General features: G+C 71.6%; 21 protein-coding genes and 1 rRNA gene. 20 read left to right on the forward strand and 2 right to left on the reverse strand.

What is annotated here, in order from left to right:
- Positions 1-30: 30 nt before the first annotated feature.
- From E1281_RS04210 to E1281_RS04240, 7 genes are all read left to right on the forward strand, one after another.
- A complete protein-coding gene (locus E1281_RS04210) occupies positions 31-846 on the forward strand; it encodes an RNA methyltransferase (RefSeq protein WP_131875789.1) in 816 nt (271 codons plus the stop codon).
- Between the two features lie 304 nt (positions 847-1,150).
- Positions 1,151-1,636 carry an STAS domain-containing protein gene (locus E1281_RS04215; RefSeq protein ID WP_131875790.1) on the forward strand — a complete coding sequence of 162 codons (486 nt, stop codon included), beginning with the start codon at positions 1,151-1,153 and terminating at the stop codon, positions 1,634-1,636.
- A 199-nt stretch (positions 1,637-1,835) separates the two neighbouring features.
- Positions 1,836-2,924 (forward strand): ATP-binding protein, encoded by a 1,089-nt coding sequence (locus E1281_RS04220; RefSeq protein ID WP_279433584.1) that lies wholly within the window; start codon positions 1,836-1,838, stop codon positions 2,922-2,924.
- A gap of 139 nt (positions 2,925-3,063) precedes the next feature.
- Positions 3,064-4,173, forward strand: coding sequence for a phenylalanine--tRNA ligase subunit alpha (pheS, locus tag E1281_RS04225; RefSeq protein ID WP_131875791.1), 1,110 nt, complete (start codon positions 3,064-3,066; stop codon positions 4,171-4,173).
- Positions 4,173-6,650, forward strand: a complete 2,478-nt coding sequence (pheT, locus tag E1281_RS04230) for a phenylalanine--tRNA ligase subunit beta (RefSeq protein ID WP_131875792.1) — start codon at positions 4,173-4,175, stop codon at positions 6,648-6,650. The genes pheS and pheT overlap by 1 nt, the downstream gene beginning before the upstream one ends.
- A gap of 357 nt (positions 6,651-7,007) precedes the next feature.
- Positions 7,008-8,645 (forward strand): ABC-F family ATP-binding cassette domain-containing protein, encoded by a 1,638-nt coding sequence (locus E1281_RS04235; protein WP_131875793.1) that lies wholly within the window; start codon positions 7,008-7,010, stop codon positions 8,643-8,645.
- A gap of 46 nt (positions 8,646-8,691) precedes the next feature.
- A complete protein-coding gene (locus E1281_RS04240) occupies positions 8,692-9,426 on the forward strand; it encodes a hypothetical protein (protein WP_131875794.1) in 735 nt (244 codons plus the stop codon).
- 426 nt (positions 9,427-9,852) lie between these two features.
- On the opposite strand, the gene E1281_RS04245 is transcribed toward E1281_RS04240, so the two are convergent.
- Positions 9,853-10,692 carry an ABC transporter permease gene (locus tag E1281_RS04245; RefSeq protein ID WP_243716573.1) on the reverse strand — a complete coding sequence of 280 codons (840 nt, stop codon included), beginning with the start codon at positions 10,690-10,692 and terminating at the stop codon, positions 9,853-9,855.
- A 241-nt stretch (positions 10,693-10,933) separates the two neighbouring features.
- Positions 10,934-11,902, reverse strand: coding sequence for an ABC transporter ATP-binding protein (locus E1281_RS04250; protein WP_131875795.1), 969 nt, complete (start codon positions 11,900-11,902; stop codon positions 10,934-10,936).
- 181 nt (positions 11,903-12,083) lie between these two features.
- On the opposite strand from E1281_RS04250, the gene E1281_RS04255 reads away from it, so the two are divergent.
- The 13 genes from E1281_RS04255 to E1281_RS04315 all read left to right on the forward strand — a co-directional run bounded on the left by E1281_RS04255 (position 12,084) and on the right by E1281_RS04315 (position 26,465).
- Entirely contained in the window at positions 12,084-12,995 is a 912-nt protein-coding gene (locus tag E1281_RS04255; RefSeq protein ID WP_165958784.1) for a lytic murein transglycosylase, read from the forward strand.
- Positions 12,996-13,123: 128 nt separating this feature from the next.
- Positions 13,124-14,152: an N-acetyl-gamma-glutamyl-phosphate reductase gene (gene argC / locus E1281_RS04260; RefSeq protein ID WP_131875797.1), complete on the forward strand. Its 1,029-nt coding sequence runs from the start codon at positions 13,124-13,126 to the stop codon at positions 14,150-14,152.
- On the forward strand, positions 14,149-15,306 hold the full coding sequence (gene argJ, locus E1281_RS04265; protein ID WP_131875798.1) for a bifunctional glutamate N-acetyltransferase/amino-acid acetyltransferase ArgJ: 1,158 nt from the start codon (positions 14,149-14,151) through the stop codon (positions 15,304-15,306). The genes argC and argJ overlap by 4 nt, the downstream gene beginning before the upstream one ends.
- A gap of 23 nt (positions 15,307-15,329) precedes the next feature.
- Complete coding sequence (argB, locus tag E1281_RS04270) at positions 15,330-16,268, forward strand: acetylglutamate kinase (RefSeq protein ID WP_131875812.1); 939 nt, start codon at positions 15,330-15,332, stop codon at positions 16,266-16,268.
- A 50-nt stretch (positions 16,269-16,318) separates the two neighbouring features.
- Positions 16,319-17,512 (forward strand): acetylornithine transaminase, encoded by a 1,194-nt coding sequence (locus E1281_RS04275; protein WP_131875799.1) that lies wholly within the window; start codon positions 16,319-16,321, stop codon positions 17,510-17,512.
- Between the two features lie 2 nt (positions 17,513-17,514).
- Entirely contained in the window at positions 17,515-18,432 is a 918-nt protein-coding gene (gene argF, locus E1281_RS04280) for an ornithine carbamoyltransferase (RefSeq protein WP_131875800.1), read from the forward strand.
- 8 nt (positions 18,433-18,440) lie between these two features.
- A complete protein-coding gene (locus E1281_RS04285; RefSeq protein ID WP_131875813.1) occupies positions 18,441-18,944 on the forward strand; it encodes an arginine repressor in 504 nt (167 codons plus the stop codon).
- A gap of 71 nt (positions 18,945-19,015) precedes the next feature.
- Entirely contained in the window at positions 19,016-20,212 is a 1,197-nt protein-coding gene (locus E1281_RS04290; protein ID WP_131875801.1) for an argininosuccinate synthase, read from the forward strand.
- A 173-nt stretch (positions 20,213-20,385) separates the two neighbouring features.
- The gene (gene argH / locus E1281_RS04295) at positions 20,386-21,804 is read left to right on the forward strand and encodes an argininosuccinate lyase (protein ID WP_131875802.1); all 1,419 of its coding nucleotides are present in this window, start codon (positions 20,386-20,388) and stop codon (positions 21,802-21,804) included.
- A gap of 67 nt (positions 21,805-21,871) precedes the next feature.
- Complete coding sequence (locus E1281_RS04300; protein ID WP_131875803.1) at positions 21,872-22,507, forward strand: DNA-3-methyladenine glycosylase; 636 nt, start codon at positions 21,872-21,874, stop codon at positions 22,505-22,507.
- A gap of 82 nt (positions 22,508-22,589) precedes the next feature.
- The gene (locus tag E1281_RS04305; protein ID WP_131875804.1) at positions 22,590-22,970 is read left to right on the forward strand and encodes a hypothetical protein; all 381 of its coding nucleotides are present in this window, start codon (positions 22,590-22,592) and stop codon (positions 22,968-22,970) included.
- A 75-nt stretch (positions 22,971-23,045) separates the two neighbouring features.
- A complete protein-coding gene (gene tyrS / locus E1281_RS04310; protein ID WP_131875805.1) occupies positions 23,046-24,323 on the forward strand; it encodes a tyrosine--tRNA ligase in 1,278 nt (425 codons plus the stop codon).
- 611 nt (positions 24,324-24,934) lie between these two features.
- Positions 24,935-26,465, forward strand: a 16S ribosomal RNA gene (locus E1281_RS04315).
- Positions 26,466-26,672: the final 207 nt, after the last annotated feature.

Raw genomic sequence — 26,672 nt, forward strand, 5'->3', positions numbered from 1 at the left:
GGGTACCGGGCGACAGGCGATCACAGCGACATGGCGGGCCGCGAGCTGACCTCCCTCCGATCACCGCGGGTGAAGTCCGCTCGCCGGCTCGCCAAGCGCGCCTTCCGGCGCCGTGAGAACCGGTTCCTCGCCGAGGGGCCGCAGGCGGTGCGGGAGGCGCTGGAGATCCCCGGCGGCCTCGCCGAGCTGTTCACCACGGCCGAGGCCGAGGCCCGCCATCCCGAGCTGGTGCTCGCCGCCGAGCGCGCCGGAGCCCCGGTGCTGCGCGTCAGCGGCGAGATCATGGCCGAGCTCGCCCAGACCGTCACCCCGCAGGGGCTGCTGGCGGTCTGCGAGTTCGTGGACGTCCCGCTGGCCAGTGCCCTGGAGGCCGGGCCCCGGCTGGTGACCGTCCTCGCGCACGTCCGCGACCCCGGCAACGCCGGGACCGTCCTGCGCACCGCCGACGCCGCCGGCTCGGAGACGGTCGTGTTCACCGACGCGTCCGTCGACCCCTACAACGGCAAGTGCGTCCGGGCCTCGGCGGGCAGCCTGTTCCACCTGCCCGTCGTGGTCGGCCCGCGCTTCGGCCCGCTGATCGCCGAGCTGAAGCAGGCCGGCCTCACCGTCCTGGCCGCCGACGGCGCCGGCGAGCGCACCCTTGACGACGCGATCGACGAGGGCCTGCTCGCGCGGCCCACCGCCTGGGTGTTCGGGAACGAGGCGTGGGGGCTCCCGGACGAGATCCTCGGGCACGTCGACGAGGTCGTGCGGGTCCCCATCCACGGGCGCGCCGAGAGCCTGAACCTGGCGACGGCGGCGGCCGTATGCCTGTATGCCTCCGCCCGCGCGCAGCGCAGGAGCTGAGCGGACGCCGCCGAGGGCTCCCAGGTGAGGGTCGTACGTGCCGACGACCTCACCGGTTCAATGCGATCTGTGATCGGATGGCCGCAATCGGTCGCCCCCGGCGCGCTTTTCCGGGCGGTGACCTGGGAGAATGGTGCGCGCGCGGACGAGGGGCGGGGGTGCGCCGCCGCGCGGCGGCTCGTCCGCAGGTAGGAACGGGAAACGGGTCCGGCGGGGGATCTCGCCGCCCGGCTCCGCGCCTACGGTGTTGATCAGTGCGTTGACCGGGGCGGCGACGATGCCGTGCAGAGTGGGGGCGAACGTGATGACCGAGGGGACCAGGCCGGCCAGGAGGCCGGGCCGGCGCGCGCCGGAGGTGAGGTGCCGGACGGCGGCCCCGGCCGCCGGATCTCCCGCGGCCCGCGCGGCGCGGGTGCACGCGGCCGGCGGCGCGCTGGAGGTCGCGATCACCCGGGTGCGGGGCGACACCGCCGTCGTCGCGGTCACCGGCGAGATCGACCTGCGTACGTCCGACGTCTTGCGCGCGCGGCTCGTCGAGTTGCACGCCGCGGGGCCGCGCCGGCTGGTGGCCGACTTCGCCGGCGTCCCGTTCTGCGACGCGGCCGGGCTCGGCGCGCTGGTCGCCGCGCACAACCAGATCGCCGCGTCCGGCGGTGAGATCGTGCTCGTCGGGGTCCGCCCCGCCCAGCTGCGGCTGCTGCGCATCACCGGGCTCCAGCGCCTGTTCGCGGTCCACGCCGACGTGGACGGCGCCCTCGCCGCGCTGGACTCGCCCACCACGTCCGGATGAGACCCGGGTGAGGTCCCCGGCCTCCTGGTGAGGCCTGGCCCGGACCCGCCGCGACGCCGCCCGAGGGCTACACATGCCTTGCCGGCGGGCGGTTTCCGGGTCCCGTAAGGTGCCCGACTGGGGCTAGAGTCTCTTGTCGACAGGCCGCGTTCTCTTCGGTGCACTGGAGGCCGCATTGGGCGGAGAGGAACCCCCTCCCGTGGCCGCGCGCGTGCCCGCGAAGGGGGCAGCGCCGGGCCCCGGCGGGGTCTCGGCGGACGACCTGCCCGACGGGATGCTGGTCGCCGACCGCGACGCCCGGGTGGTGGTCTTCAACGCCGCCGCCGCGCGGATGACCGGGATCGCCGCCGCGTCCGCCCTCGGCCGTGACTTCCGCGACGTCCTGCACCTGCACGACGCGGAGGGCCGCGACTGGTGGAAGTGCCTCGCGCCCTACGACGGCCTCCGCACCCGCACCCGCCATCCCGAGCGCGTCCTGTTCCTGCCGGGCGGCGCGGAGCTGCTCGTGACGGCCGCGTACCAGAGGGACGGCGAAGGCCGGGTGGAGCGGTTCACGGTGTGCCTGCGCGACGCCCTGCACCGCGCCCGCCAGGAACGCGACCGCGCCGACCTCGTCTCCACCGTCGCCCACGAGCTGCGCTCCCCGCTGACGAGCGTCAAGGGCTTCACCGCGACACTGCTGGCGAAGTGGCACCGCTTCAACGACGACCAGAAGCGCGTGATGCTGGAGACCGTCAACGCCGACGCCGACCGCGTCACCCGGCTGATCACCGAGCTGCTGGACGTGTCCCGCATCGAGGCCGGCCGGCTGGAGATGCACCGCCAGGTCGTCGACCTGCCCGAAGAGGTGCGCAAGGTCATCGCCGGCCGGGTCGCAGCCGGCGACCCGGAGGACCGCTTCCGCTTCGAGGTCCGCGGCGAGCTGCCCGAGATGTGGCTCGACCCCGACAAGATGGACCAGATCCTGGGTAACCTCGTGGAGAACGCGGTGCGCCACGGAGCCGGCACCGTCACGATCGTGGTGGAGCCGGACGCGTACAAGGAGGGAGCGGCCGTGCTGGTGCGCGACGAGGGCGAGGGCATTCCGCCCGAAGCCGTCCAGCGCGTCTTCCGGCAGTTCTGGCGCGGTCCCGGCGGCAACCGCCGCGGCGGCACCGGCCTCGGGCTCTACATCGTCAAGGGCCTCGTCGAGGCGCACGGCGGCGTGATCACCGTGCGGAAGGCGCCCGGCGGGGGCGCCGAGTTCCGATTTACCGTGCCCGCAGGGGCCCCCGACCACGCCGCCTGAGCGCGGCGCGCACCGCGGCACGGACCGCGGCCACGGGTTCCCGACAGGGCCAGCGCGTCGAGCGCACGCTTTCCGGATCCCCCTCGCCCGCGCACTAGACTGCGGGCGTCCCACGCCGACCGGAGTCGATCACACCACCATGTCTGCACCCAACAAGTCCTATGATCCCGTCGAGGTGTCCGCGTTGCAGCCCGAAGAGCTGGACCGCGTCCGCGACGAGGCGCTCTCGGCCATCGCCGGGGCCGGCGACCTCGACGCCCTGAAGCAGGTCCGCCTGGCGCACGCCGGGGACCGTTCCCCGCTGGCGCTCGCCAATCGCGAGATCGGCGCGCTGCCGCCCGCCGCCCGCGCCGACGCGGGCAAGCGCATCGGCGCCGCCCGCGGCGCGGTGTCCAAGGCGCTGAAGGAGCGCCAGGCGGAACTGGAGGAGGAACGCGACCAGCGCGTCCTCGTCGAGGAGACCGTCGATGTCACGCTGCCGTGGGACCGCGCCCCGCGCGGCGCGCGGCACCCGCTGACCACCATGCAGGAGCGGATGGCCGACGTCTTCGTCTCGCTGGGCTTCGAGGTCGCCGAGGGGCCCGAGGTCGAGGCGGAGTGGTTCAACTTCGACGCGCTCAACTTCAAGCCCGACCACCCCGCCCGCACGATGCAGGACACCTTCTTCGTCGGGTCGGAGGAGACCGGCCTGCTCATGCGCACGCACACCTCGCCGGTGCAGATCAGGGCGCTGCTTTCGCGTGAGCTGCCGGTCTACGTGGTGATGCCGGGGCGGACGTTCCGCACCGACGAGCTGGACGCCACGCACAGCCCCGTCTTCCACCAGTTGGAGGGCCTCGCGGTCGACGAGGGCCTGACGATGGCCGACCTGCGCGGCGGCATCGACGCCTTCGCCACCGGCATGTTCGGCGAGGGCCTGAAGACCCGGTTCCGGCCGTCGTACTTCCCGTTCACCGAGCCGTCGGCCGAGGTCGACATGCAGTGCTTCGTGTGCCGGGGCGCCTCAGCGGAGCCGGGCGCCGACCCGTGCCGCACCTGCAGTTCGGAGGGCTGGATCGAGCTGGGCGGCTGCGGCATGGTCAACCCGCGCGTGCTGGTCGCCTGCGGCATCGACCCGGACCGCTACAGCGGCTGGGCGTTCGGGCTCGGCGTCGAGCGGACGCTGATGTTCCGGCACGGCGTGGAGGACATGTACGACATGGTGGAGGGCGACGTCCGGTTCACCCTCCCGTTCGGGATGGAGATCTGATGCGGGCCCCGCTTTCCTGGCTGCGCGAGTACGTCGAGCTCCCGGCCGGCGTGGACGGCCGGGCGCTGGCCGCCGAGCTGATCGCGGCGGGCCTGGAGGTCGAGACCGTCGACCGGGCCGGCGCCGACCTCACCGGCCCGCTCGTCGTCGGCGAGGTCCTGGCGATCGAGGAGCTGACCGGCTTCAAGAAGCCGATCCGCTACTGCCGGGTCGACGTCGGCCGGGCCAACGGCACCGGCGAGCCGCAGAACATCGTGTGCGGCGCCGTCAACTTCGCGGCCGGGGACCATGTGGCCGTCATCCTCCCGGGCGGCGTGCTGCCCGGCGGCTTCGAGATCGGCGCCCGCAAGACCTACGGCAAGGTGTCCGAGGGCATGATCTGCTCGGTCAGCGAGCTGGGCATCGGCGAAGACCACAGCGGCATCCTCGTCCTGCCGCCGGACACCCCCGTCGGCGCGGACGCGATCGAGCTGCTCGGGCTGCGCGACGACGTCCTGGACATCGCCGTCAGCCCCGACCGCGGCTACGCCCTGTCGATCCGCGGCATCGCCCGCGAGGCGGCCACGGCCTACGGCGTCCGGTTCAAGGATCCGGCCGGCGTGGAGCTTCCGGCGGACGACCGGGAATCGTATCCGGCGAGCATCGCGGACCCCACCGCCTGCGACCGGTTCGTGCTGCGCGAGGTGCGCGGCTTCGACCCCGACGCGGCGACCCCGCTGTGGATGCAGGTCCGCCTGCACCGCGCCGGGATGCGCCCGGTGTCGCTGGCCGTCGACGTCACCAACTACCTGATGCTGGAGCTCGGGCAGCCGCTGCACGCCTTCGACCGGGGCAGGCTCACCGGCCCGATCGTCGTGCGGCGGGCCGCCCCCGGCGAGAAGCTGGAGACGCTCGACCACGTCAGCCGCGCCCTCGACCCCGAGGACATCCTCATCACCGACGAGTCGGGCCCGATCTCGATGGCGGGCACGATGGGCGGTCTCGCCACCGAGATCGGCGACCGGTCCTCCGACATGGTCATCGAGGCCGCGCACTTCGACGACATCGGCACCGCCCGGATGAGCCGCCGGCACCGGCTGCACAGCGAGGCGTCCTACCGGTTCGAGCGCGGCGTCGACCGCGAGCTGCCGCTGTACGCGTCCTACCGCGCGGCGCGGATGCTGGCCGAGCTGGGCGGCGCGGAGATCGTGCCGGGCGTCACCCACGCCGAGGCGCCCGTCGAGCCGGTCACCGTCACGATGCCCGCCGGCCACCCCGACAGGGTCGCGGGCGTCGTCTACGGGCGGGACGCGGTCGTCCGCCGGCTGGAGCAGGTCGGCTGCGCCGTCGAAGGGGACGACACGCTCACGGTGAGGCCGCCGTCCTGGCGCCCCGACCTCACCGACCCCAACGACCTCGCCGAAGAGGTCATCCGGCTGGAGGGGTACGAGGACATCCCCGCCAGGGCGCCGCGCCCGGTCGCCGGGAAGGGGCTGACCGTCCAGCAGCGGCTGCGCCGCCGCGTCGGCCGCGCGCTCGCGGGGGCCGGTTACGTCGAGGCGCTGACCTTCCCGTTCGTCGCCGAGAAGGACCTGGACGGCCTCCAGCTCCCCGCCGGCGACGACCGCCGCCGGACGCTGCGGCTCGCGAACCCGATGTCGGAGCAGGAGCCGCTGCTGCGCACGACCCTCCTGACGGGGCTGCTCAAGGCGCTGGCGCTCAACGTGGGACGCGGCTTCGCCGACACCGCCCTGTACGAGCTGGGCGTGGTGTTCCGGCCGGACCCGGACGCGCCCGCCCGCGCACCGCGCCTCGCGGTCGACCGCGGCCCGTCGCCCGAGGAGATCGCTTCCCTGGAGGCGGCGCTGCCCGACCAGCCGCACCGCGTGGCCGCCGTCCTGTCCGGCGACCGCGAGCCGTCCGGCTGGTGGGGCACGGGCCGTCCGGCGCTGTGGGCGGACGCGATCGAGGCGGCCCGCACCGTGGCCCGCGAGGCGGGCGTCGAGCTGAGGGCCGAGGCCGACCGGCACGCGCCGTGGCATCCGGGCCGCTGCGCCGCGCTCTACGCGGGCGACACCCTCGTCGGGCACGCCGGTGAGCTCCACCCGCGCGTCACCAAGGCGTACGGTCTGCCCGCGCGGACCTGCGCGATGGAACTGGAGCTGCGCCGCCTCGGCGACCCCGCGACCGTCCGCGCGCCGCACGTGTCGCGCTACCCGGTCGCCACCCAGGACGTCGCGCTGACCGTCGACTCCTCGGTGCCGGCCGCGGAGGTGGAGTCGGCGCTGCGCGCCGGCGCCGGCGACCTGCTGGAGGCGATCCGGCTGTTCGACGTCTACACCGGCGAGCAGGTGGGCGAGGGCCGCAAGTCCCTCGCCTACTCGCTGCGCTTCCGCGCCCCGGACCGCACCCTCACCGCCGAGGAGGCCTCGGAGGCCCGCGCCGCCGCCGTGGCGTCCGCCTCCGACCGCACCGGCGCCACCCTCCGCGGCGCCTGACCCACGCGAAACCCGCTCCGGGCCCGCCCTTCCGCGGGGCCGGGGCGGATTCACGTCTCGACCGGCGTAGCCGAGGCTTCAGGCTCTCGACGAGGGGCCGCCTGGAAAACCTGTTAATGCTACTTGTGTTGCGATAAGGGATCGGGTAATCTCGACCACGTCACATCGCCGCCCGGCAGGGGAGTCCATTGAGGATCTGAGGTCCGACACCGCGCAGCGGCCGTTCACCGGCCCGCGCACGTGACCTCAGTGTGGACTCTCGTCTCGCCGGGCTTTCCCATGCCCGCCGGCGCGTCGCGCGGCTCCGCGGTGTCTCCATGTGTCCCGCACCTGCTCATCACCATGGAGGCCGCCCCTATGTCATTCGCCATCGTGTGCTCGGACCTGTCTTTCGCCTGGGAGGACGGCACCGTCGTCCTCGACGGCCTGGACGCCGCGTTCGGCGCCGGGCGGACCGGGCTCATCGGGGTCAACGGATCCGGCAAGTCCACCCTGCTGAAGATCATCGCCGGGGAGCTGCGTCCCGGGTCGGGAACCGTCGGCGTCGACGGCGAGGTCGGCTACCTGCCGCAGAACCTCGCCCTCGGCGGCGCGGCCACGGTCTCGGACCTGCTCGGTGTCAGCGCGACGCGCGCCGCGCTGCACGCCATCGAGCGCGGCGAGGCCACCGAGGAGAACTTCGCCGCGGTGGGCGACGACTGGGACGTCGAGGAGCGCGCACGCGCCGAGCTGGACCGGCTCGGCCTGGACCACATCGGCCTGGACAGGGCCGTCCCGGCGCTGTCGGGCGGCGAGGCCGTGATGGTCGGGCTCGCGGCGCAGTTCCTCGCGCGTCCCGACGTCCTGCTGCTGGACGAGCCGACCAACAACCTCGACCTGGACGCGCGGCACCGCCTGTACGACGCGGTCGCGGCCTGGACAGGCGTGCTCGTCGTCGTCAGCCACGACCGCGAACTCCTCGACCGCGTCGACGAGATCGCCGACCTGCGCGACGGCGCGATCCGGTCGTTCGGCGGCGCCCTGTCCGCCTACGAGGAGCTGCTCGCCGTGGAGAAGGAGGCGGCGGAGCGGACGGTCCGTGCCGCCGAGACCGACCTGCGGCGCCAGAAGCGCGAACTGGAGGAGGCGCACGTCAAACTGGCCCGGCGCAAGCGCTACGGGGCCAAGATGAACGAGAACAAGCGCGAGCCGAAGATCGTGATGGGGGAGCGCAAACGGCAGGCGCAGGTGTCGGCCGGCAAGCACCGCATCATGCACGAGGAGAGGCTCGCCGGCGCCCGCACGAGGCTCACCGAGGCGGAGGAGGCGGTCCGTGAGGACGCCGGGATCCGGATCGAGCTGCCCGCCACCCGTGTACCGGCAGGCCGGACGGTCGTCACCGTGACCGGCCTGACCGCGCCGGAGCCGGAGACCGGGACGCTCGGCGAGCTGATCGTCCGGGGCCCGGAGCGGATCGCGCTGACCGGCCCGAACGGTTCCGGCAAGACGACGTTCCTCCGGGCGCTCACCGGCGAGTGCCTCCCGGAGGGAGTGTCGGTCAAGGTCGGGGTGGACGGCGTCCGGTACCTGCCGCAGCGGCTCGATGTCCTCGACGAGGAGCTCAGCGTCCTGGACAACGTCCGCGCGCAGGCCCCTTCGGCGCCGCCGTCGAAGGTCAGGGCCGGGCTGGCGCGCTTCCTGTTCCGCGGCGCGCGGGCCGAGCGGCCGGCCGGGACGCTGTCGGGCGGGGAGCGCTTCCGCGCCGTGCTGGCGTCCCTGCTGCTCGCCGAGCCCGCCCCGCAGCTGCTCATGCTGGACGAGCCGACCAACAACCTCGACATGGCCAGCGCCGCGCAGCTCGCGCAGGCCCTCACCGCCTATGAGGGCGCCCTGATCGTGGTCAGCCACGACGAGCCGTTCCTGAGCACCCTCGGCATCACCCGCAGGCTGCGCATGGACCGTGCGACCGGCCTGACCGAGACCGGGCCGGGTGGCGAAAATGCGGTGATGGCATGATCAATCGCCTGTTACCGTTGTGCCCACATCGAGGGGAGTCATCGGGGTGCCGACCAAGCTCAACCAGATCATCGCGGTCGAGAAGGGCGTCAAGAGCAAGTCCTTCCAGGACCTGACCGCCGCGCACCATGCGGTCCAGAAGGCTCCGCTGCTGTCGGGCATCTCGCGGACCTACCAGCCGAGGGACGAGGAGGGGGAGCAGCTGCCCGCCGAGTCCACCCGGGTCCAGGTCAAGGTCGACGACGTCCTGCGCGACGTGACGGGCTCGCTGACGCGGCTGTTCGACGTCACCGCCACCAAGGACTGGGCGAACTGCACCGCCCGGGCCGACGTGGCGGTCGACGGCACGACGCTGCTGCGCGACGTGCCGGTCTCCTACCTGCTCTTCCTGGAGAAGCAGCTCAAGGACCTGCACACCTTCGTCAAGAAGCTGCCGGTGCTGGACGCCGCGGAGGCGTGGACCTTCGACGCGTCCACCGACGTGTGGCGGACCGAGGCGGTCCGCACCGTGAAGACCAAGAAGGTCCCGCGCAACCACGTCAAGGCGGAGGCGACCGAGAAGCACCCGGCCCAGGTCGAGGTGTACTACGAGGACGTCCCCGTCGGCACGTGGACGACGGTGAAGTTCTCCGGGGCGCTTCCGGCCAGGCGCGTCAACGAGCTGCTCGGCCGCGTGGAGAAGCTGCAGGACGCGGTCAAGTTCGCCCGTGAGGAGGCCAACGCGGCCGAGGTCACCGACCAGCGGGTCGGCGAGGCGGTCTTCGGCTACCTGTTCGGGTGAGCGCGCCGCACGAGACGATTCCGACAACTCAATAGGATCCCCCCGCCGTGGCGCGGGGGGTGCGCGAGGAGCGCAAGCTGAAGCTGAAGCCGAAGCTGACCAGGATGAGTGTCACATGCGGGTTCGAGTCCCGCCCCCGGCATCCGCGCCGGGGTGGCCCAACGGTAGAGGCGGCCATCCGATCAAACTCAGATTCTCGCTCCAGACTCAGCATTCACCGCCGATCGCCGGATCGCGCGGACGTGGACTACCACCGTCGAGATGCCGGTTCGAGTCCGGCTCGCCGCGCTCGTGCGGCGGTCGCATAACGGTAACGCGCGACGGTCTCAGGCTGATCCGCGTCCATCCATGTGCCGGCGTGCGAATTGGGCGGTAACCACAGGGGCCCGGGGGGCGGCAAAACCCTCGGGCCCCGCTCCGCGCGCGTCAGGTCAGGACCCGCTTGGTGAAGGTGCGGGTCGCGGCCCAGGTCAGCAGGACCGTCCCGCCCAGGATGGCCAGCAGGAACGCCCACATGGGCATGTGCGGAACGTCCGGCGTGAGCACGCTGCGCAGCCCCTCGCTGACGTACACCAGGGGGTTGAACAGGCTGGCGATCTGCAGCCAGCGGATGCCGTCCAGCGCCGACCACGGGTAGTACACGCAGCCGAGCATGGTCATCGGCAGCAGCACCATCGCGAACAGCACCTGGACCTTCTGCGGGTTCATCAGCGTGCCGAGCAGCAGGCCGCCCGCGGCCGACATGAGCGCCCCGGCCACCATGACCAGGACCAGCACCGGCCAGTTGCTCACGTGGACGCTGGGCGACTCGCCCTCGGCGTGGATGAACAGCACCGCGGGGAACACCAGCAGCCCGCCGATCAGCCCCTGCGCCGCCGCCGCGATGATCTTCTGGGCGGCCAGCAGCGGGATCGGCAACGGCGCCAGCGCCCGGTCGGTGATGGACTTCTGCCAGGTCAGCTCCATCATCAGCGGGAAGATCACCGCCATCATGGCCTGCATGATGATGGACGACCCGACGAGGCCCGGCAGCAGGATGGTGGAGAACGTCGGGCCCCCGGCGGCCCCCGCCATCGCGCCGCCGCCGAGCTTGGGCAGGACGTAGGCGAACACGAAGACGAACATCACGGGCTGGACCAGCACCCGCACGAACGTCGACAGGAAGTTCTTGCGCAGGACCCGCGCCTCGCGCGCCATCATCGCGGCGAACGTGCGGCCGATCGTCGCCCGCGCCGGCGGCGGCGGAGCCAGGACGGTGGTGCTCAACGGATTTCTCCATTCTGGCCACGGATCGTGGTGGGGGCGATACGTTTGGCGGCGCCGGGTCGGCGAGGACCAAGACGGCCGGGCCTACCGCCGGGCTGGCGGAATGTCAGGTCTGTGGAGCTGGCGTAAGACCGATGGGCAGTGCTCTGTCCCTCGCCGTTGATTCGGGTCGGCTGCTGTCTGAGAAGCAGAAAGCTCAACCTGCGAGGGTTGAAGCCCCTTGTCTCGACGTGGGGTGAGGTCAATCGCGGTACTCCCTTCCGGTGAGGGCGAGAAAGACGGTCTCTAGGCTGGGGCGGAGCTGGCTAGCGTCGGTGACACCGACGCCAGCCGCAGACCCAAGGTCGACGAGTTCGCCGAGGAGGCCGTCGGGGTCGGCGGCGAACACGCGCACCTGGCCGTCGTTGATCTCGACCTTGCTGATCCCCGTGCGCTCGGCGACCGCCTTGACCTCCTCAGGAACGGCCGCGTCGTAGGCCACGGTGATGACGGTGTCGGCGCCCGCGCTGGACTTCAGCTGGTCGACCGTCCCGCTGGCGAGGATCTCGCCGTGGTCGACGACCGCGACCCGGTCGCAGAGTGCCTCGGCCTCTTCCATGTAATGCGTGGTCAGCAGGATGGTCTGCCCGGCGGCCTGGAGACCGCGCAGCACCTCCCACAGGTTGGTGCGGGTCTGCGGGTCGAGCCCGGCCGTCGGCTCGTCGAGGAACAGGACCTCGGGGCCGTGCATGAGGGCGCGGCAGATCATCACGCGCTTGGCCTGCCCGCCCGAGATCTCGAACGGGTTGCCGCCGCGCTGCTCGGTCAGGCCGAACAGCTCCAGCAGCTCGTCGGTGCGCCTGCGGGCGTCGCGGGCGCGCAGCCCGAAGTACCGGCCCCGGAACTCCAGGTTCTCGGCGACGGTCAGGTCGCTGTCGAGGGTGTTGTTCTGCGACACGACTCCGATACGGCGCTTGATCTCGACGGAGTCCTTCACCACGTCCAGGCCGCAGACGTGCGCGCTGCCGCCGGTCGGGACGACGAGGGTGGTGAGCATGCCGATGGTGGTCGACTTGCCCGCGCCGTTCGGGCCGAGCAGCCCGAAGAACTCGCCGCGCGGGACGTCCAGGTCGATGCCCCGGACGGCGGGCACCTCGGGGCGCGGCCCGGAGGCGGGATAGGTCTTCTCCAGGCCGGCCGTGCGAACGGCGGCTTCCGGGGGTTCGGTCATGCGCCGTCTCCCTCCGATTCCTCTTCGTGGGGGTGGAATCCTGAGGCGTCCAAGTATCCACTCGTTCCGGGTTGTCAATCTAGGTTGACATCAGCGCGAGTGTCAACGCCGGTTGACGGCCTGTCGTAGGGGGCGGTTGACCGGTGCCCGTGAGATGGGCATCGTCGCGTGCGTGATTCGGATGTCGAAACGGCGATACCGCGCCCTGGGCGCCGCGGTGGTCCTGCTGGTGGCCGGATGTGGCGGCGGAGCGGACGGCGAGCGCGGGCAGCCGCCGCCTTCACGAGCGGCGACCACGCCGGCCTCGCCCTCGGCGGCGCCTCTGCCGGAACCCAACGGCAGGCTCGCGAAGGACCCGGAGGGCCTGGCCGAGGACCTGAACCGGACGCACCGGGCACTCGGTCCCGCGGTGGACGCGTGGGTGCGCGGTGACCCGAGCCGGACCCGGCCGCCCGAGGCGGTCGTCCACCTGGCCCTGCGGCAGCAGCGGCTCTACCGGGCGCTCGCCAGGGACTCCGGCCTCGAACGGCGCACGATCGCGCGACTCCCGGGAGCGGTCGCCGGCCCGACGCGCGACAACGTGACGGCCGTCGGCAAGCTGCTGGAGCTGGCCAAGCCGGAGGACGACCTCGGCAAGTTCCGCACCCGGGAGCCCGTGCCGGCGGGCGTGCTGCTGAAGCACTTCAAGGACGCCGGGAAGCGGTTCGGCGTCGACTGGCAGGTGCTGGCCGGGATCATGCTGGTGGAGACGAAGTACGGCCGGGTGAAGTCGCCGAGCTGGGCCGGGGCGCAGGGGCCCATGCAGTTCCTGCCCGCGACCTGGCGCCAGTCCGGGATGGACGGCGACATACACGACCCGCGCGACGCGGTCATGGGGGCCGCGAACTACCTGACGTCCTCGGGAGCGCCGGACGACTACCGGCGGGCTCTGCACGCCTACAACCCGACCCCGCTCTACGTGGAGGCGGTGCAGCGTCACGCACGCCAGATGCGGAGGGACCCGCGCGCCTACTACGCCTATTACAACTGGCAGGTCTTCGTCGTGACCAGCCGCGGCGACGTCCGCATCACCGGCCCCGGCGTCCGCCGCTGAGCCCGCGCCACGGGTCACCGCGGGCGGTGAGGCCGGCGGGCCGGCGTCTCGGCACCCGAGACGCATTTGAATATGCATCCATCATCATGCATACTCTTGCCTGTTGCTTCCGAAGGGCAGAGTGGGACATGGGAATCCGGACGGCGGTCGCCGGCGCCAGCGGTTACGCGGGCGGCGAGCTGCTGCGCATCCTCGCGGGACATCCAGAGTTCGAGATCGGCGCGCTGACGGCGGGCTCCAACGCGGGCACCGAGCTGGGCGCGCACCAGCCCCACCTGCGATCCCTGGCCGGGCGCGTCCTGGCCGAGACCACCCCCGGCGACCTCGCGGGCCACGATGTCGTCTTCCTGGCGCTGCCGCACGGCCGGTCCGCAGAGATCGCCGGGCGACTCGGCGAGGACGTGCTGGTCATCGACTGCGGCGCCGACCACCGGCTCAGCGACCCGGGCCAGTGGGAGAGCTTCTACGGGACGTCCCACGCGGGCACCTGGCCCTACGGCCTCCCCGAACTTCCCGGGCGGCGGGACGCGCTGCGGTCCGCCAGGCGCATCGCCGTCCCCGGCTGCTACCCGACGGCGGTCTCCGTCGCGCTGTTCCCGGCGTTCGCCGCCGGGCTCGCCGAACCCGACGTCGTCGTGGTCGCCGCGTCCGGCACCTCGGGCGCCGGAAAGGCCCTCAAGCCGCACCTGCTGGGCAGCGAGGTCATGGGCTCGGTCTCCGCGTACTCGCCCGCCGGAACGCATAGGCATACACCCGAGATGATCCAGAACCTGAGCGCGGTCGCGGGGGAGCCCGTCACGGTGTCGTTCACCCCGACGCTCGCGCCGATGAGCCGGGGCATCCTCGCCACCTGCACGGCCAAGGCCCGCCCCGGCGTGACCGCCGCGGCGCTGCGCGCCGCCTACGGCACGGCGTACGAGGGCGAGCCGTTCGCCGGGCTGCTGCCCGAGGGGCGCTGGCCCGCCACGTCCATGACGCTCGGCGCGAACACCGTCCTCGTCCAGGTCGCCCTGGACGAGGCCGCCGGACGGCTCGTCGCGGTCGCCGCCGTCGACAACCTCACCAAGGGCACCGCCGGCGGCGCGGTGCAGAGCGCCAACATCGCCCTCGGCCTCCCCGAGGACCTCGGGCTCACCACGATCGGAGTGTCCCCTTGAGCGTCACCGCCCCCCGGGGCTTCCGCGCCGCCGGCGTCGTCGCCGGGCTCAAGGACAGCGGGAACCGCGACCTGGCCCTCGTCGTCAACGACGGGCCGTCCCGCGCCGCGGCCGGCGTCTTCACCCGCAACCGCGTGAAGGCCGCGCCGGTGCTGTGGTCGGAGCAGGTCCTCAAGGGCGGCCGCGTCCACGCCGTCGTGCTGAACGCGGGCGGCGCCAACGCCTGCACCGGCGCGCCCGGCTTCCAGGACGCCCACGCCACCGCCGAGAAGGCCGCCGAACTGCTGGAGGACTCGGCCGGCGAGGTCGCGGTCTGCTCCACCGGCCTGATCGGCGAGCGGCTCCCGATGGACCTGCTGCTGCCCGGCGTCGGCAAGGCCGCCGCCGAGCTGTCGCGCGGGGACGGCGGCCTCGCCGCCGCCGACGCGATCCGCACCACCGACACCGTCGCCAAGATCTCCTTCCGGCAGGGCGCGGGCGGCTACATGATCGGCGCGATGGCCAAGGGCGCGGGCATGCTCGCGCCGTCCCTGGCCACCATGCTCTGCGTCATCACCACCGACGCCGACCTGCCCGCGGAGACGCTCGACCGGGCGCTGCGCGCGGCCACCGGCGTCACCCTCGACCGGCTCGACTCCGACGGGTGCCTGTCCACCAACGACACCGTCCTCCTGCTGGCCTCCGGCGCCGCCGCGACCACCCCGGACGAGGAGGAGTTCACGGCGCTGCTCACCGACGTGTGCGCCGACCTCACCCGGCAGCTCCTCGTGGACGCCGAGGGCGCGTCCAAGGCCATCGCGATCGAGGTCGTCGGCGCCGCGAGCGACGACGACGCGGTGACCGTCGGACGCTCCATCGCCCGCAACAACCTCCTCAAGTGCGCCATCCACGGAGAGGACCCCAACTGGGGCCGGGTTCTCTCGGCGGTCGGCACCACCGACGCGGTGTTCGAGCCCGGCGACCTCAACGTCGCGATCAACGGTGTGTGGGTGTGCCGGAACGGCGCGCCCGGCGACGACCGCGACAAGGTCGACCTGCGCCCCCGCGACGTGACGATCACCGTCGACCTGTCGGCCGGCCCGCACAGCGCGACCGTCTGGACGACCGACCTCACGGCCGACTACGTCCACGAGAACTCGGCGTATTCGACATGAGCGCGATCACGCCGGGCGCGGACATGCGCAAGAGCAGGGCCGGTGTCCTGGCCAAGGCCGAGACGCTGATCAAGGCCCTGCCGTGGCTGGAGCGGTTCCACGGCAAGACCGTCGTGATCAAGTACGGCGGGCACGCGATGACGGACGAAGCACTGCGCCACTCGTTCGCCGAGGACATCGTGTTCCTGCGCTACGCGGGGCTGAAGCCGGTGATCGTGCACGGCGGCGGCCCGCAGATCAACGCGGCGCTCGCCCGCAACGGCATCGACTCGGAGTTCACCGCCGGGCTGCGGGTGACCACGCCGGAGGCCATGGAGGTCGTCCGGATGGTGCTGACCGGCCAGGTGCAGCGCGACGTCGTCGGGCTGATCAACCGGCACGGGCCGTTCGCGCTCGGCATGTCCGGCGAGGACGCGAACCTGCTCACCGCCGAGCGCAAGCGGGCGATGGTGGACGGCGAGGCCGTCGACATCGGCCAGGTCGGCGAGATCGTCGAGGTGCAGGCCGGGGCCGTCCGGGCGCTGCTGGACGACGGCCGGATCCCGGTGGTCTCCAGCATCGCGCGCGGCGACGACGGCGAGGTCTACAACGTCAACGCCGACACGGCCGCGGCGGCGCTGGCCGTCACGCTGGACGCGGCCAAGCTGGTCGTGCTGACCGACGTCGAGGGGCTCTACGCCGACTGGCCCCCTCGGGGGGCGGCGGGGCGTAGCCATGGGGGCGAAACAGGCGACGACGTGATCGACAGCCTCACCACCGATGAGCTGGCCGTCCTTTTGCCGGACCTGTCGGCGGGCATGGTCCCCAAGATGGAGGCGTGCCTGACCGCGGTGCGCGGCGGCGTCCCGCGGGCCCACGTGCTGGACGGGCGCGTCCCGCACGCGCTGCTGCTGGAGATCTTCACCGACGAAGGGATCGGAACGATGGTGCTTCCCGGCGTTCCCGGGGCGGAGCGGGCATGAGCGGAGCGAACCGGGGGGCGTGGGGGGTCGTCCCCCCACAGGGGACGGGCATGAGCGACCTCAGGGAGCGGTTCGAGGCCGCGTTCATGCCGAACTACGGCGTCCCGCCGCTCGCGCTGGCGCGCGGCGAGGGCTGCCGCGTGTGGGACGCCGACGGCCGCGAGTACCTCGACCTGATCGCCGGGATCGCGGTCAGCTCGCTCGGGCACGGCCACCCGGCCCTGGTCGAGGCGGTGTCGTCGCAGGTCGCGACGCTGGCGCATTCATCCAACCTGTTCCTGCACGAGCCGGAGGTGCTGCTCGCCGAGCGGCTGCTGGAGTTGCTGGGCGGCGACGGCAGGGTGTTCCTGGCCAACAGCGGCACCGAGGCCAACGAGTGCGCGCTGAAGCTCGCCCTCAAGTACGGCAGGACGAACGGCCGGTCGTACATCGTCGCGGCGGAGAACGGGTTCCACGGCCGGACCATGGGGGCGCTGTCCCTGACCGGCAAGGCGTCGATCCGGGAGCCGTTCGGCCCGTTCGGAATCGACGTGCGGTTCGTCCCCTACGGCGACGCCGGCGCGCTGAAGGCCGCGGTGGACGAGGACTGCGCGGCGGTCTTCCTGGAGCCCGCGCAGGGCGAGGCCGGGGTCGTCCCGCCGCCGGAGGGGTACTTCGCCACGGTCCGCGACATCTGCGACGCCACCGGCGCCCTGTTCGTCGCCGACGAGATCCAGTCCGCGATCGGCCGGACCGGCACCTGGTTCGCCTTCGAGCACGAGAACGCGAAGCCGGACGTGCTCACGCTCGCCAAGGGCCTGGGCGGGGGCCTGCCGATCGGGGCGTGCATCGCGTTCGGCCCGCACGGCGGACTGTTCGCGAAGGGCGACCACGGCAGCACGTTCGGCGGGAACCCGGTCGCCACCGCCGCCGCCCTCGCCGTCCTCACCGCGATCGAGAGGGACGGCCTGCTCGGCAACGCCGGCTCGGTGGGGGAGGTCCTGGCCGCCGGGCTCGACGCCGTCGACCACCCGCTGCTCGCGGGCGTGCGGGGCCGCGGGCTCTGGCGCGCCGCCGTCCTCACCGGGCCGCACGCGCCCGCCGTGGAGGCCGCCGCCCGCGACGCCGGCTTCCTGATCAACGCGCTCCAGCCGGACGCGCTGCGGATCGCCCCGCCGCTCACGCTCACCGCCGGGCAGGCGCGCTCGTTCACCGCCGCGTTCCCCTCGATCCTCGACGCCGCCGCCCCCGGGAAGGAGAGCTGACCATGGCCAGGCACTTCCTCCGCGACGACGACCTCACGCCCGCCGAGCAGGCCGAGGTCCTCGACCTGGCGGCCCGGGTGAAGCGGGACCGGTTCGGGTTCCGGCCGCTGGAGGGCCCGCGCTCCGTCGCGGTCCTGTTCGACAAGCCGTCCACCCGGACCCGGATCTCGTTCACCGTCGGCATCGCTGAGCTGGGCGGCAATCCCCTCGTGATGGACGCCGGCACCAGCCAGCTCGGCCGCGGCGAGCCCATATCCGACACCGCGCGCGTCCTGGAGCGCCAGGTCGCCGCCATCGTCTGGCGGACGGCGGGGCAGGAGCGCATCGAGGAGATGGCCGCCGGGACCACCGTGCCCGTCGTCAACGCCCTCACCGACGAGTTCCACCCCTGCCAGGTCCTCGCCGACCTGCAGACCGTCCGGGAGGCGAAGGGCGGCCTCGCGGGCGCCACCCTCGCCTACTTCGGCGACGGCGCCAACAACATGGCCCACTCCTACCTGCTCGGCGGGGCCACCGCCGGGATGCACGTCCGGATCGGCGCCCCGGCGTCCCTGCCCCCGGACCCGGACATCGCCGGCCGCGCCGCCGAGATCGCCGCGGCGACCGGCGGATCCGTGACCGTCACCGACGACCCGGGCAAGGCCGCGGCCGGCGCCGACGTCCTCGCGACCGACACGTGGGTCTCGATGGGCCAGGACGGCAAGGACACCTCGCTGTACGAGCCGTACGCCGTCACCGAGGACCTGCTCGGCGCCGCCGGCCCGGACGCGATCGTCCTGCACTGCCTGCCCGCCTACCGCGGCAAGGAGATCGCCGCGTCCGTCCTCGACGGGCCGCGGAGCCGCGTGTGGGACGAGGCGGAGAACCGGCTGCACGCCCAGAAGGCGCTGCTCGTCTGGCTTCTGGAGCGCTCCCGGTGACGACCCCCATGACCAAGGCCGCCCGGCACGCCCGGGTGATCGAGCTGCTGACCCGGCACCCCGTCCACTCGCAGGGGGAGCTGGCCAAGCTGCTCGCGGACGAAGGCGTCGACGTCACCCAGGCCACGCTGTCGCGCGACCTGGTCGAGATCGGCGCGGTACGGCTGCGCTCCGAGGACGGCAGCCTGATCTACGCCGTCCCCGGAGAGGGCGGCGAGCGCATCCGGCGGGCCCGCACCGGCTCCGCCGAGACCTTCACCGGACGGCTCTCCCGGCTCGCCGCGGAGCTGCTCGTCTCGGCCGAGGCGTCGGCCAACCTCGTCATGGTGCGGACCCCGCCCGGGGCCGCGCAGTACCTGGCCTCGGCGATCGACCACGCCGAGTGGCCGACCATCCTCGGCACCGTCGCGGGCGACGACTCCATCCTCGTCATCGCCCGCGACCCGCACGGCGGGGACGACGTCGCGCAGGCGCTCCTGCGGCTGACCAACGGACGCGAACGACGAAGCTAGGGCCGTCCGGCCCGGTCCCAGCCAGCACACACCGAAACTTCACGCACACACTTCGCACAGGAGACAACGACATGAGCGAGCGCGTCGTACTCGCATACTCCGGAGGGCTGGACACCTCCGTCGCCATCCCGTACCTCGCCGAGCAGACCGGCGGGGAGGTCATCGCCGTGGCCGTCGACGTCGGCCAGGGCGGCGAGGACCTCGACACCATCCGCAAGCGGGCCATCGCCTGCGGCGCGGCCGAGGCCGTCGTCGTGGACGCCAAGGAGGAGTTCGCCGCGGACTTCTGCGTCCCCGCCATGCAGGCCAACGCCCTCTACATGGACCGCTACCCGCTGCTGTCGGCGCTGTCCCGGCCGCTGATCGTCAAGCACCTGGTGTCGGCCGCCCGGGAGTTCGGCGGGACCACCGTCTCGCACGGCTGCACCGGCAAGGGCAACGACCAGGTCCGCTTCGAGGCCGGGCTGTCGGCCCTCAATCCCGCCCTGAAGGTCATCGCGCCCGCCCGGGACTTCGCCTGGACGCGGGACAAGGCGATCGCGTTCGCCGAGGACAAGGGCCTGCCGATCGACGTGTCCGCCAAGTCCCCGTACTCGATCGACCAGAACCTGTGGGGCCGGGCCGTCGAGACCGGGTTCCTGGAGGACATCTGGAACGGCCCCACCGAGGACGTCTACGACTACACCGACGACCCCGCCGGGCCGCGCGAGGCCGACGAGGTCGTGATCACCTTCGCCGCCGGCGTGCCCGTCGCGCTCGACGGCCGCCCGCTCACCCCGTACCAGGTCATCGCCGAGCTGAACCGGCGCGCCGGCGCCCAGGGCGTCGGGCGCATCGACATGGTCGAGGACCGGCTCGTCGGCATCAAGAGCCGGGAGGTCTACGAGGCCCCCGCCGCGATCGCGCTCATCACCGCGCACATGGAGCTGGAGAGCGTCACCGTCGAACGCGACCTCGCCCGCTTCAAGCGGTCGGTCGACCAGCGGTGGGGGGAGCTCGCCTACGACGGCCTGTGGTTCTCGCCGCTGAAGGACTCCCTGGACGCGTTCATCGCCGACGTGCAGAAGCACGTGTCCGGCGACGTCCGGCTGACGCTGCACGGCGGCCGCGCAGTCGTCACCGGCCGGCGCAGCGACGCGTCCCTGTACAGCTACGACCTGGCCACCTACGACACCGGCGACACGTTCGACCAGAGCCTCGCCAAGGGCTTCGTCGAGCTGTGGAGCCTGCCCAGCAAGATCGCCGCCGAGCGGGACCGCGGCGCCTGACACGCCGCCCCGGCCACAGGGAACGGCGGTTCCGCGAGCGGTTTCGCCGTACCCTGTGGCCGGGGCGCCGCGCCATTCCGCGGGGACGCCGTGCACCCGGCGTCCCCGCGCCGTACGTGCGCGCCCCGGCGTGGCGGGACGGAACAACGATCAACGGTGGGAAGAGGATTTTCGTGACGAAGGCACCGACGCGGCTGTGGGGCGGCCGGTTCGAAGGCGGCCCGTCGGACGCGCTCGCGCGGCTCTCGGTGAGCGTCCAGTTCGACTGGCGGCTCGCCCCCTACGACCTGATGGGCTCGCGGGCGCACGCCCGCGTCCTCAACCGGGCGGGGCTGCTCACCGACGACGAGCTGGACCGCATGCTCGGTGCCCTGGACGACCTCGAGGAGGCCTGCAAGTCCGGGGACTTCCGGCCCGCCGTCGCCGACGAGGACGTCCACACCGCCCTGGAACGCGGCCTGCTGGAGCGGCTCGGCGCCCTCGGCGGCAAGCTGCGCGCCGGCCGCAGCCGCAACGACCAGGTCGCCACCGATCTGCGCCTCTACCTGCGCGACCACGCCCGCCAGATCGTCTCCCGGCTGGTCGAGCTGGAGACCGCGTTGATCGCGCAGGCCGAGCACAACCTCGGGGTCGCCGCGCCCGGCATGACCCACCTCCAGCACGCCCAGCCCGTGCTGTTCTCCCACCAGCTCCTCGCGCACGTCCAGCCGCTCACCCGCGACATCGAGCGGCTGCGCGACGGGGACAGGCGCACCGCCGTCTCACCGCTCGGCTCCGGCGCCCTCGCCGGCTCGTCGCTGCCCCTGGACCCGCAGGCCACCGCCGCCGAACTCGGCTTCGACGCCGCCGCCGCCAACTCCATGGACGCCGTCTCCGACCGCGACTTCGTCGCCGAGTTCCTCTTCGCCGCCGCGATGATCGGCGTCCACCTGTCGCGCCTCGGCGAGGAGATCTGCCTCTGGGCGTCGCAGGAGTTCCGGTGGATCGAGATGGACGACACCTACGCCACCGGGTCGTCGATCATGCCGCAGAAGAAGAACCCCGACGTCGCCGAACTGGCGCGCGGCAAGGCGGGCCGCCTCATCGGCCACCTCGTCGGCCTCCTCACCACCCTCAAGGGCCTGCCGCTCACCTACAACCGCGACCTGCAGGAGGACAAGGAGGGCGCGTTCGACGCCGTCGAGACGCTGCTGCTCGTCCTGCCCGCCATGTCCGGCCTGATCGCGACCATGCGCGTCAACACCGAGCGCCTTGAGGCCCTCGCCCCCGACGGCTTCGCCCTCGCCACCGACCTCGCCGAACTGCTCGTCCGCCGCGGCGTGGCGTTCCGCGACGCCCACGAGGTCGTCGGCCACCTCGTCGTCTGGTGCCAGGTCCACGACAAGGACTTCGACGACCTGACCGACGAGGAACTCGGCAAGGTGTCCCCGCACCTGACCCCGGACGTGCGCGAGGTCCTCAACGTGCAGGGCGCCCTGGCGTCACGGAAGGCGTACGGGGGCACGGCGCCCGAGCGCGTCCGCGAGCAGATCGGCGCGCTGCGCACCCTGGTCAACGAGCACGCCGCCTGGGCCGCCGGCTCCGACGCCTGAGCCTTCCCGCGCCGAGTGGTCCACGCCTGCGATCAGAACGGCCATGGTGCCGCCATAGGGTGAGGCGATGAGCGGAGCATTGCTGTCACGGGACTTCTTCGACCGTCCGGTCGACGAGGTGGCCCCCGCACTGCTGGGGCAGGTGCTCAGGCACGGCACGCCCGAGGGCGAGGTCGCGGTCAGGCTTACCGAGGTCGAGGCGTATGCGGGGCCTCACGACCCCGCCTCCCACGCCTTCCGGGGCCGGACGGCGCGCAACGCCGTCATGTTCGGGCCGCCCGGCCACGTCTACGTCTACTTCACGTACGGCATGCACTTCTGCATGAACCTCGTGTGCGGGCCGGACGGGACGTCCATGGCGGTGCTGCTCCGCGGGGGCGAGATCATCGAGGGGGAGGAGACGGCACGGGCGCGGCGCCCGCGTTCCGCCGTCCGCGACCTGGCCCGGGGCCCCGCCCGGCTCTGCCGGGCGCTCGCCGTCGCGCGCGAGCACAACGGCCTGGACGTCTGCTCGCCGGGCGGCCCCCTGACCGTCCACGCCGGTGAGCCCGCCGATCCCGGCCGGATCAGGACGGGGCCGCGCACCGGCGTGAACGGGGCCAAGGAGGTGCCGTGGCGCTTCTGGATCGACGGCGACCCCACCGTCTCCCCGTACCGGCCGCACGTCCCGAGGCCGCGAAAGAAGGCCACCGCCGATGACTGAGACCGCCACGCCGGAGTCACCCCGCCAGAGCGGGCCGCCCGTCCCGGCCCCGCCACGGCCGCGGAGACGGTGGCGGAAGGCCGTGCTCTGCACGACGGGTTACTTCGCCGTCCTGATCCTCTTGGCGGTCGTGGTAATCGACGCCTCGCTACTCCAGTCTGAAAGGGTCGGCAACGTGCATCAGCAACCGGCCTCGGTGCGATACACGGACGACTACGGGCTCCACCCCACCCACTACGTCGCCCTGACCCACGACCGCAGCCGGATCTTCGGGAGACACCAGGGCTATGAGCTGTACGCCGGTGTGTCGAAAGACCTCTTCTACGGCCACTTCGTCCACCTGGACTTCGTTGGAGCAGTGGCCATCAAATTCGTGAGCTGGACCAAGGAAGGCGTCCGTGTGAGGTTCACCTCGGGACACGAGGTGTTCGTTCCAGCCCGCTACTTCGTGGGCGGGCGTTGAACATCGTTGGCGTAATGCCCGCCCGCCGGGCAGGCTGGTGGGCGAACGGAAAGCAAGGCGGAGACGAGGGAGAACGTGGCCGACATCCTGGACGATCTCGCGTGGCGCGGCCTGATCGCGCAGTCCACCGACCTGGACGAACTGCGGGCGCTGCTCGCCGCGGGGCCGGTCACGCTCTATTGCGGGTTCGACCCGACGGCGCCCTCGCTGCACCTCGGGAACCTGATCCAGATCCTCATGCTGCGGCGCTTCCAGAAGGCCGGCCACCGGCCCCTCGGCCTCGTCGGCGGCGCCACCGGCCTGATCGGCGACCCGAGCGGCAAGAGCGCCGAACGCGTCCTGAACTCCGAGGAGACCGTGGCCGGCTGGGTCGACCGGATCCGCGGCCAGGTGTCGAGGTTCCTCGACTTCGACGAGGGGCCGTCGGGCGCGACGATGGTCAGCAACCTCGACTGGACCGGCCCCATGACGGCCATCGAGTTCCTGCGCGACATCGGCAAGCACTTCCCGGTCAACCGGATGCTCGCCCGCGAGACCGTCAAGGCCCGTCTCGACACCACCGGCATGAGCTACACCGAGTTCAGCTACGTCCTGCTCCAGTCGATGGACTTCCTGGAGCTGTACCGGCGGTACGGGTGCCGGCTGCAGACGGGCGGCAGCGACCAGTGGGGCAACCTTACGGCGGGGGTCGACCTGATCCGCCGCGTCGAGGGCGGCAGCGCGCACGCGCTGACCACGCCGCTGCTCACCAAGGCGGACGGGTCCAAGTTCGGCAAGACCGCGGGCGGCGAGACCTACTGGCTCGACGCCGAGCTGACCTCGCCGTACGCGTTCTACCAGTTCTGGATCAACGCCGACGACCGGGACGTGGAGAACTTCCTCAAGGTCTTCAGCTTCCGTCCCCGTGAGGAGATCGAGGACCTGGTCAAGGAGGGCACCGACCGGCCCGCCGCGCGAGCCCCCCAGCGGGCGCTCGCCGAGGAGCTGACCACGCTCGTGCACGGCGCGGACGAGACCGAGCGGGTCGTGGCCGCCTCCCGTGCCCTGTTCGGGCAGGGTGCGCTGGAGGAACTGGACGAACGGACGCTGCAGGCCGCGCTCGCCGAGGTGCCTCGAACCGAGCTTCCCCCGGGAGAACTGCCCGCCGTGGTGGACCTTCTCGCAGCGTCCGGCCTGTGCAAGAGCAAGTCCGAGGCACGCCGGGCGATCGCCCAGGGCGGCGCCTATCTCAACAACGCCAAGGTCGAGTCAGAAGACGCGACGCCGGCCGCCACCGACCTCCTCCACGGCCGCTTCCTCGTCCTGCGACGTGGCAAGCGCAACGTGGGCGGCGTCGAGGTGACCGCGTCCTGAGCCGCCAGGTGACCGTCCGTCCGGAGCGTTCCGGGCGAACGGTCGCCATGTCGGAGGCAAACTTCGGCAAATACACGTCACAGTGCGGTTACGGGGACGCGTTCCAGGGCAGCATTTACGCCTGGAAAACGCCGGCTGACCTGGGTTTTCGTCCCTGGCGGGGTCGATTTGACGCCCCTGGGGGCCGGATCTAGTGTTCTACACGCCCCACCGGGGAGCGGGACGCCGAGAGGCGGCCGGTCCGGAGGGGAATCCGCTACGAACCCACTGGGTGGAGACCTGTCTCCACTCAAAGGGACGTAAGGGACGAACTGCCTCCAAGTTGGACAAAGGAGGCGGATCGGCTAGGATGGAGTGGTTGCCCCGGAGCCGGGGCCTGCGGGAGCGGGGTTCGGCGCGGTGGGTGTCCGTTTCTTGAGAACTCAACAGCGTGTTAAAAGCCAGTGCCTTTTTCGGCTCGGCCGGATGTTTGTTCGGTCGGGTCGTCCCGTGCCGCCCTCGTTTGGGGGTGGTGGGGATTTCTTTGAGGCAGGAGCCCTTTGGGGTTCATTGCTGGGATTTTCTTCAAGGTTTGGCCGGCCGGGGTTTGTTTCCTGGTTGGTCGTTGGGCCTTAATGGAGAGTTTGATCCTGGCTCAGGACGAACGCTGGCGGCGTGCTTAACACATGCAAGTCGAGCGGAAAGGCCCCTTCGGGGGTACTCGAGCGGCGAACGGGTGAGTAACACGTGAGCAACCTGCCCCTGACTTCGGGATAAGCCTGGGAAACCGGGTCTAATACCGGATATGACGCGTCATCGCATGGTGTGCGTGTGGAAAGTTTTTCGGTTGGGGATGGGCTCGCGGCCTATCAGCTTGTTGGTGGGGTGATGGCCTACCAAGGCGACGACGGGTAACCGGCCTGAGAGGGCGACCGGTCACACTGGGACTGAGACACGGCCCAGACTCCTACGGGAGGCAGCAGTGGGGAATATTGCGCAATGGGCGGAAGCCTGACGCAGCGACGCCGCGTGGGGGATGACGGCCTTCGGGTTGTAAACCTCTTTCAGCATCGACGAAGCCTTCGGGTGACGGTAGGTGCAGAAGAAGCGCCGGCTAACTACGTGCCAGCAGCCGCGGTAATACGTAGGGCGCAAGCGTTGTCCGGAATTATTGGGCGTAAAGAGCTCGTAGGCGGTTTGTCGCGTCTGTCGTGAAAGCCCACGGCTTAACTGTGGGTCTGCGGTGGATACGGGCAGGCTAGAGGCAGGTAGGGGAGAACGGAATTCCCGGTGTAGCGGTGAAATGCGCAGATATCGGGAGGAACACCGGTGGCGAAGGCGGTTCTCTGGGCCTGTACTGACGCTGAGGAGCGAAAGCGTGGGGAGCGAACAGGATTAGATACCCTGGTAGTCCACGCCGTAAACGTTGGGCGCTAGGTGTGGGGTTCTTCCACGGATTCCGCGCCGTAGCTAACGCATTAAGCGCCCCGCCTGGGGAGTACGGCCGCAAGGCTAAAACTCAAAGGAATTGACGGGGGCCCGCACAAGCGGCGGAGCATGTTGCTTAATTCGACGCAACGCGAAGAACCTTACCAAGGCTTGACATTGCCGGAAATCCCGCAGAGATGCGGGGTCCTTTTTGGGCCGGTGACAGGTGGTGCATGGCTGTCGTCAGCTCGTGTCGTGAGATGTTGGGTTAAGTCCCGCAACGAGCGCAACCCTCGTTCCATGTTGCCAGCAACGCCTTCGGGTGGTTGGGGACTCATGGGAGACCGCCGGGGTCAACTCGGAGGAAGGTGGGGATGACGTCAAGTCATCATGCCCCTTATGTCTTGGGCTGCAAACATGCTACAATGGCCGGTACAGTGGGCTGCGATACCGTGAGGTGGAGCGAATCCCTTAAAGCCGGTCTCAGTTCGGATCGAAGTCTGCAACTCGACTTCGTGAAGTCGGAGTCGCTAGTAATCGCAGATCAGCAACGCTGCGGTGAATACGTTCCCGGGCCTTGTACACACCGCCCGTCACGTCACGAAAGTCGGCAACACCCGAAGCCCGTGGCCCAACCACCTTGTGTGGGGGGAGCGGTCGAAGGTGGGGCCGGCGATTGGGACGAAGTCGTAACAAGGTAGCCGTACCGGAAGGTGCGGCTGGATCACCTCCTTTCTAAGGAGCATGAGCTGGCCGTCGTGGACCCTGCCTTCGGGCCGGGGTGCGGTGGTCGGTGGCTGCTGTTGACAGCGGATGTCTGTCAGGCGGCTGCTCATAGATGTGGAGCACTGGCTACTCACCAGGCCGCTCGTGCGGCTCGGCAAGTACCGCCTCGGGGTTGGGAGACCAGCGTCCCGGGGAGTGGGAACGGCGGGCTTGGGT

This window comes from Actinomadura sp. KC345 (assembly GCF_004348515.1).
In the GTDB taxonomy this organism is placed as follows: Bacteria; Actinomycetota; Actinomycetes; order Streptosporangiales; family Streptosporangiaceae; genus Spirillospora.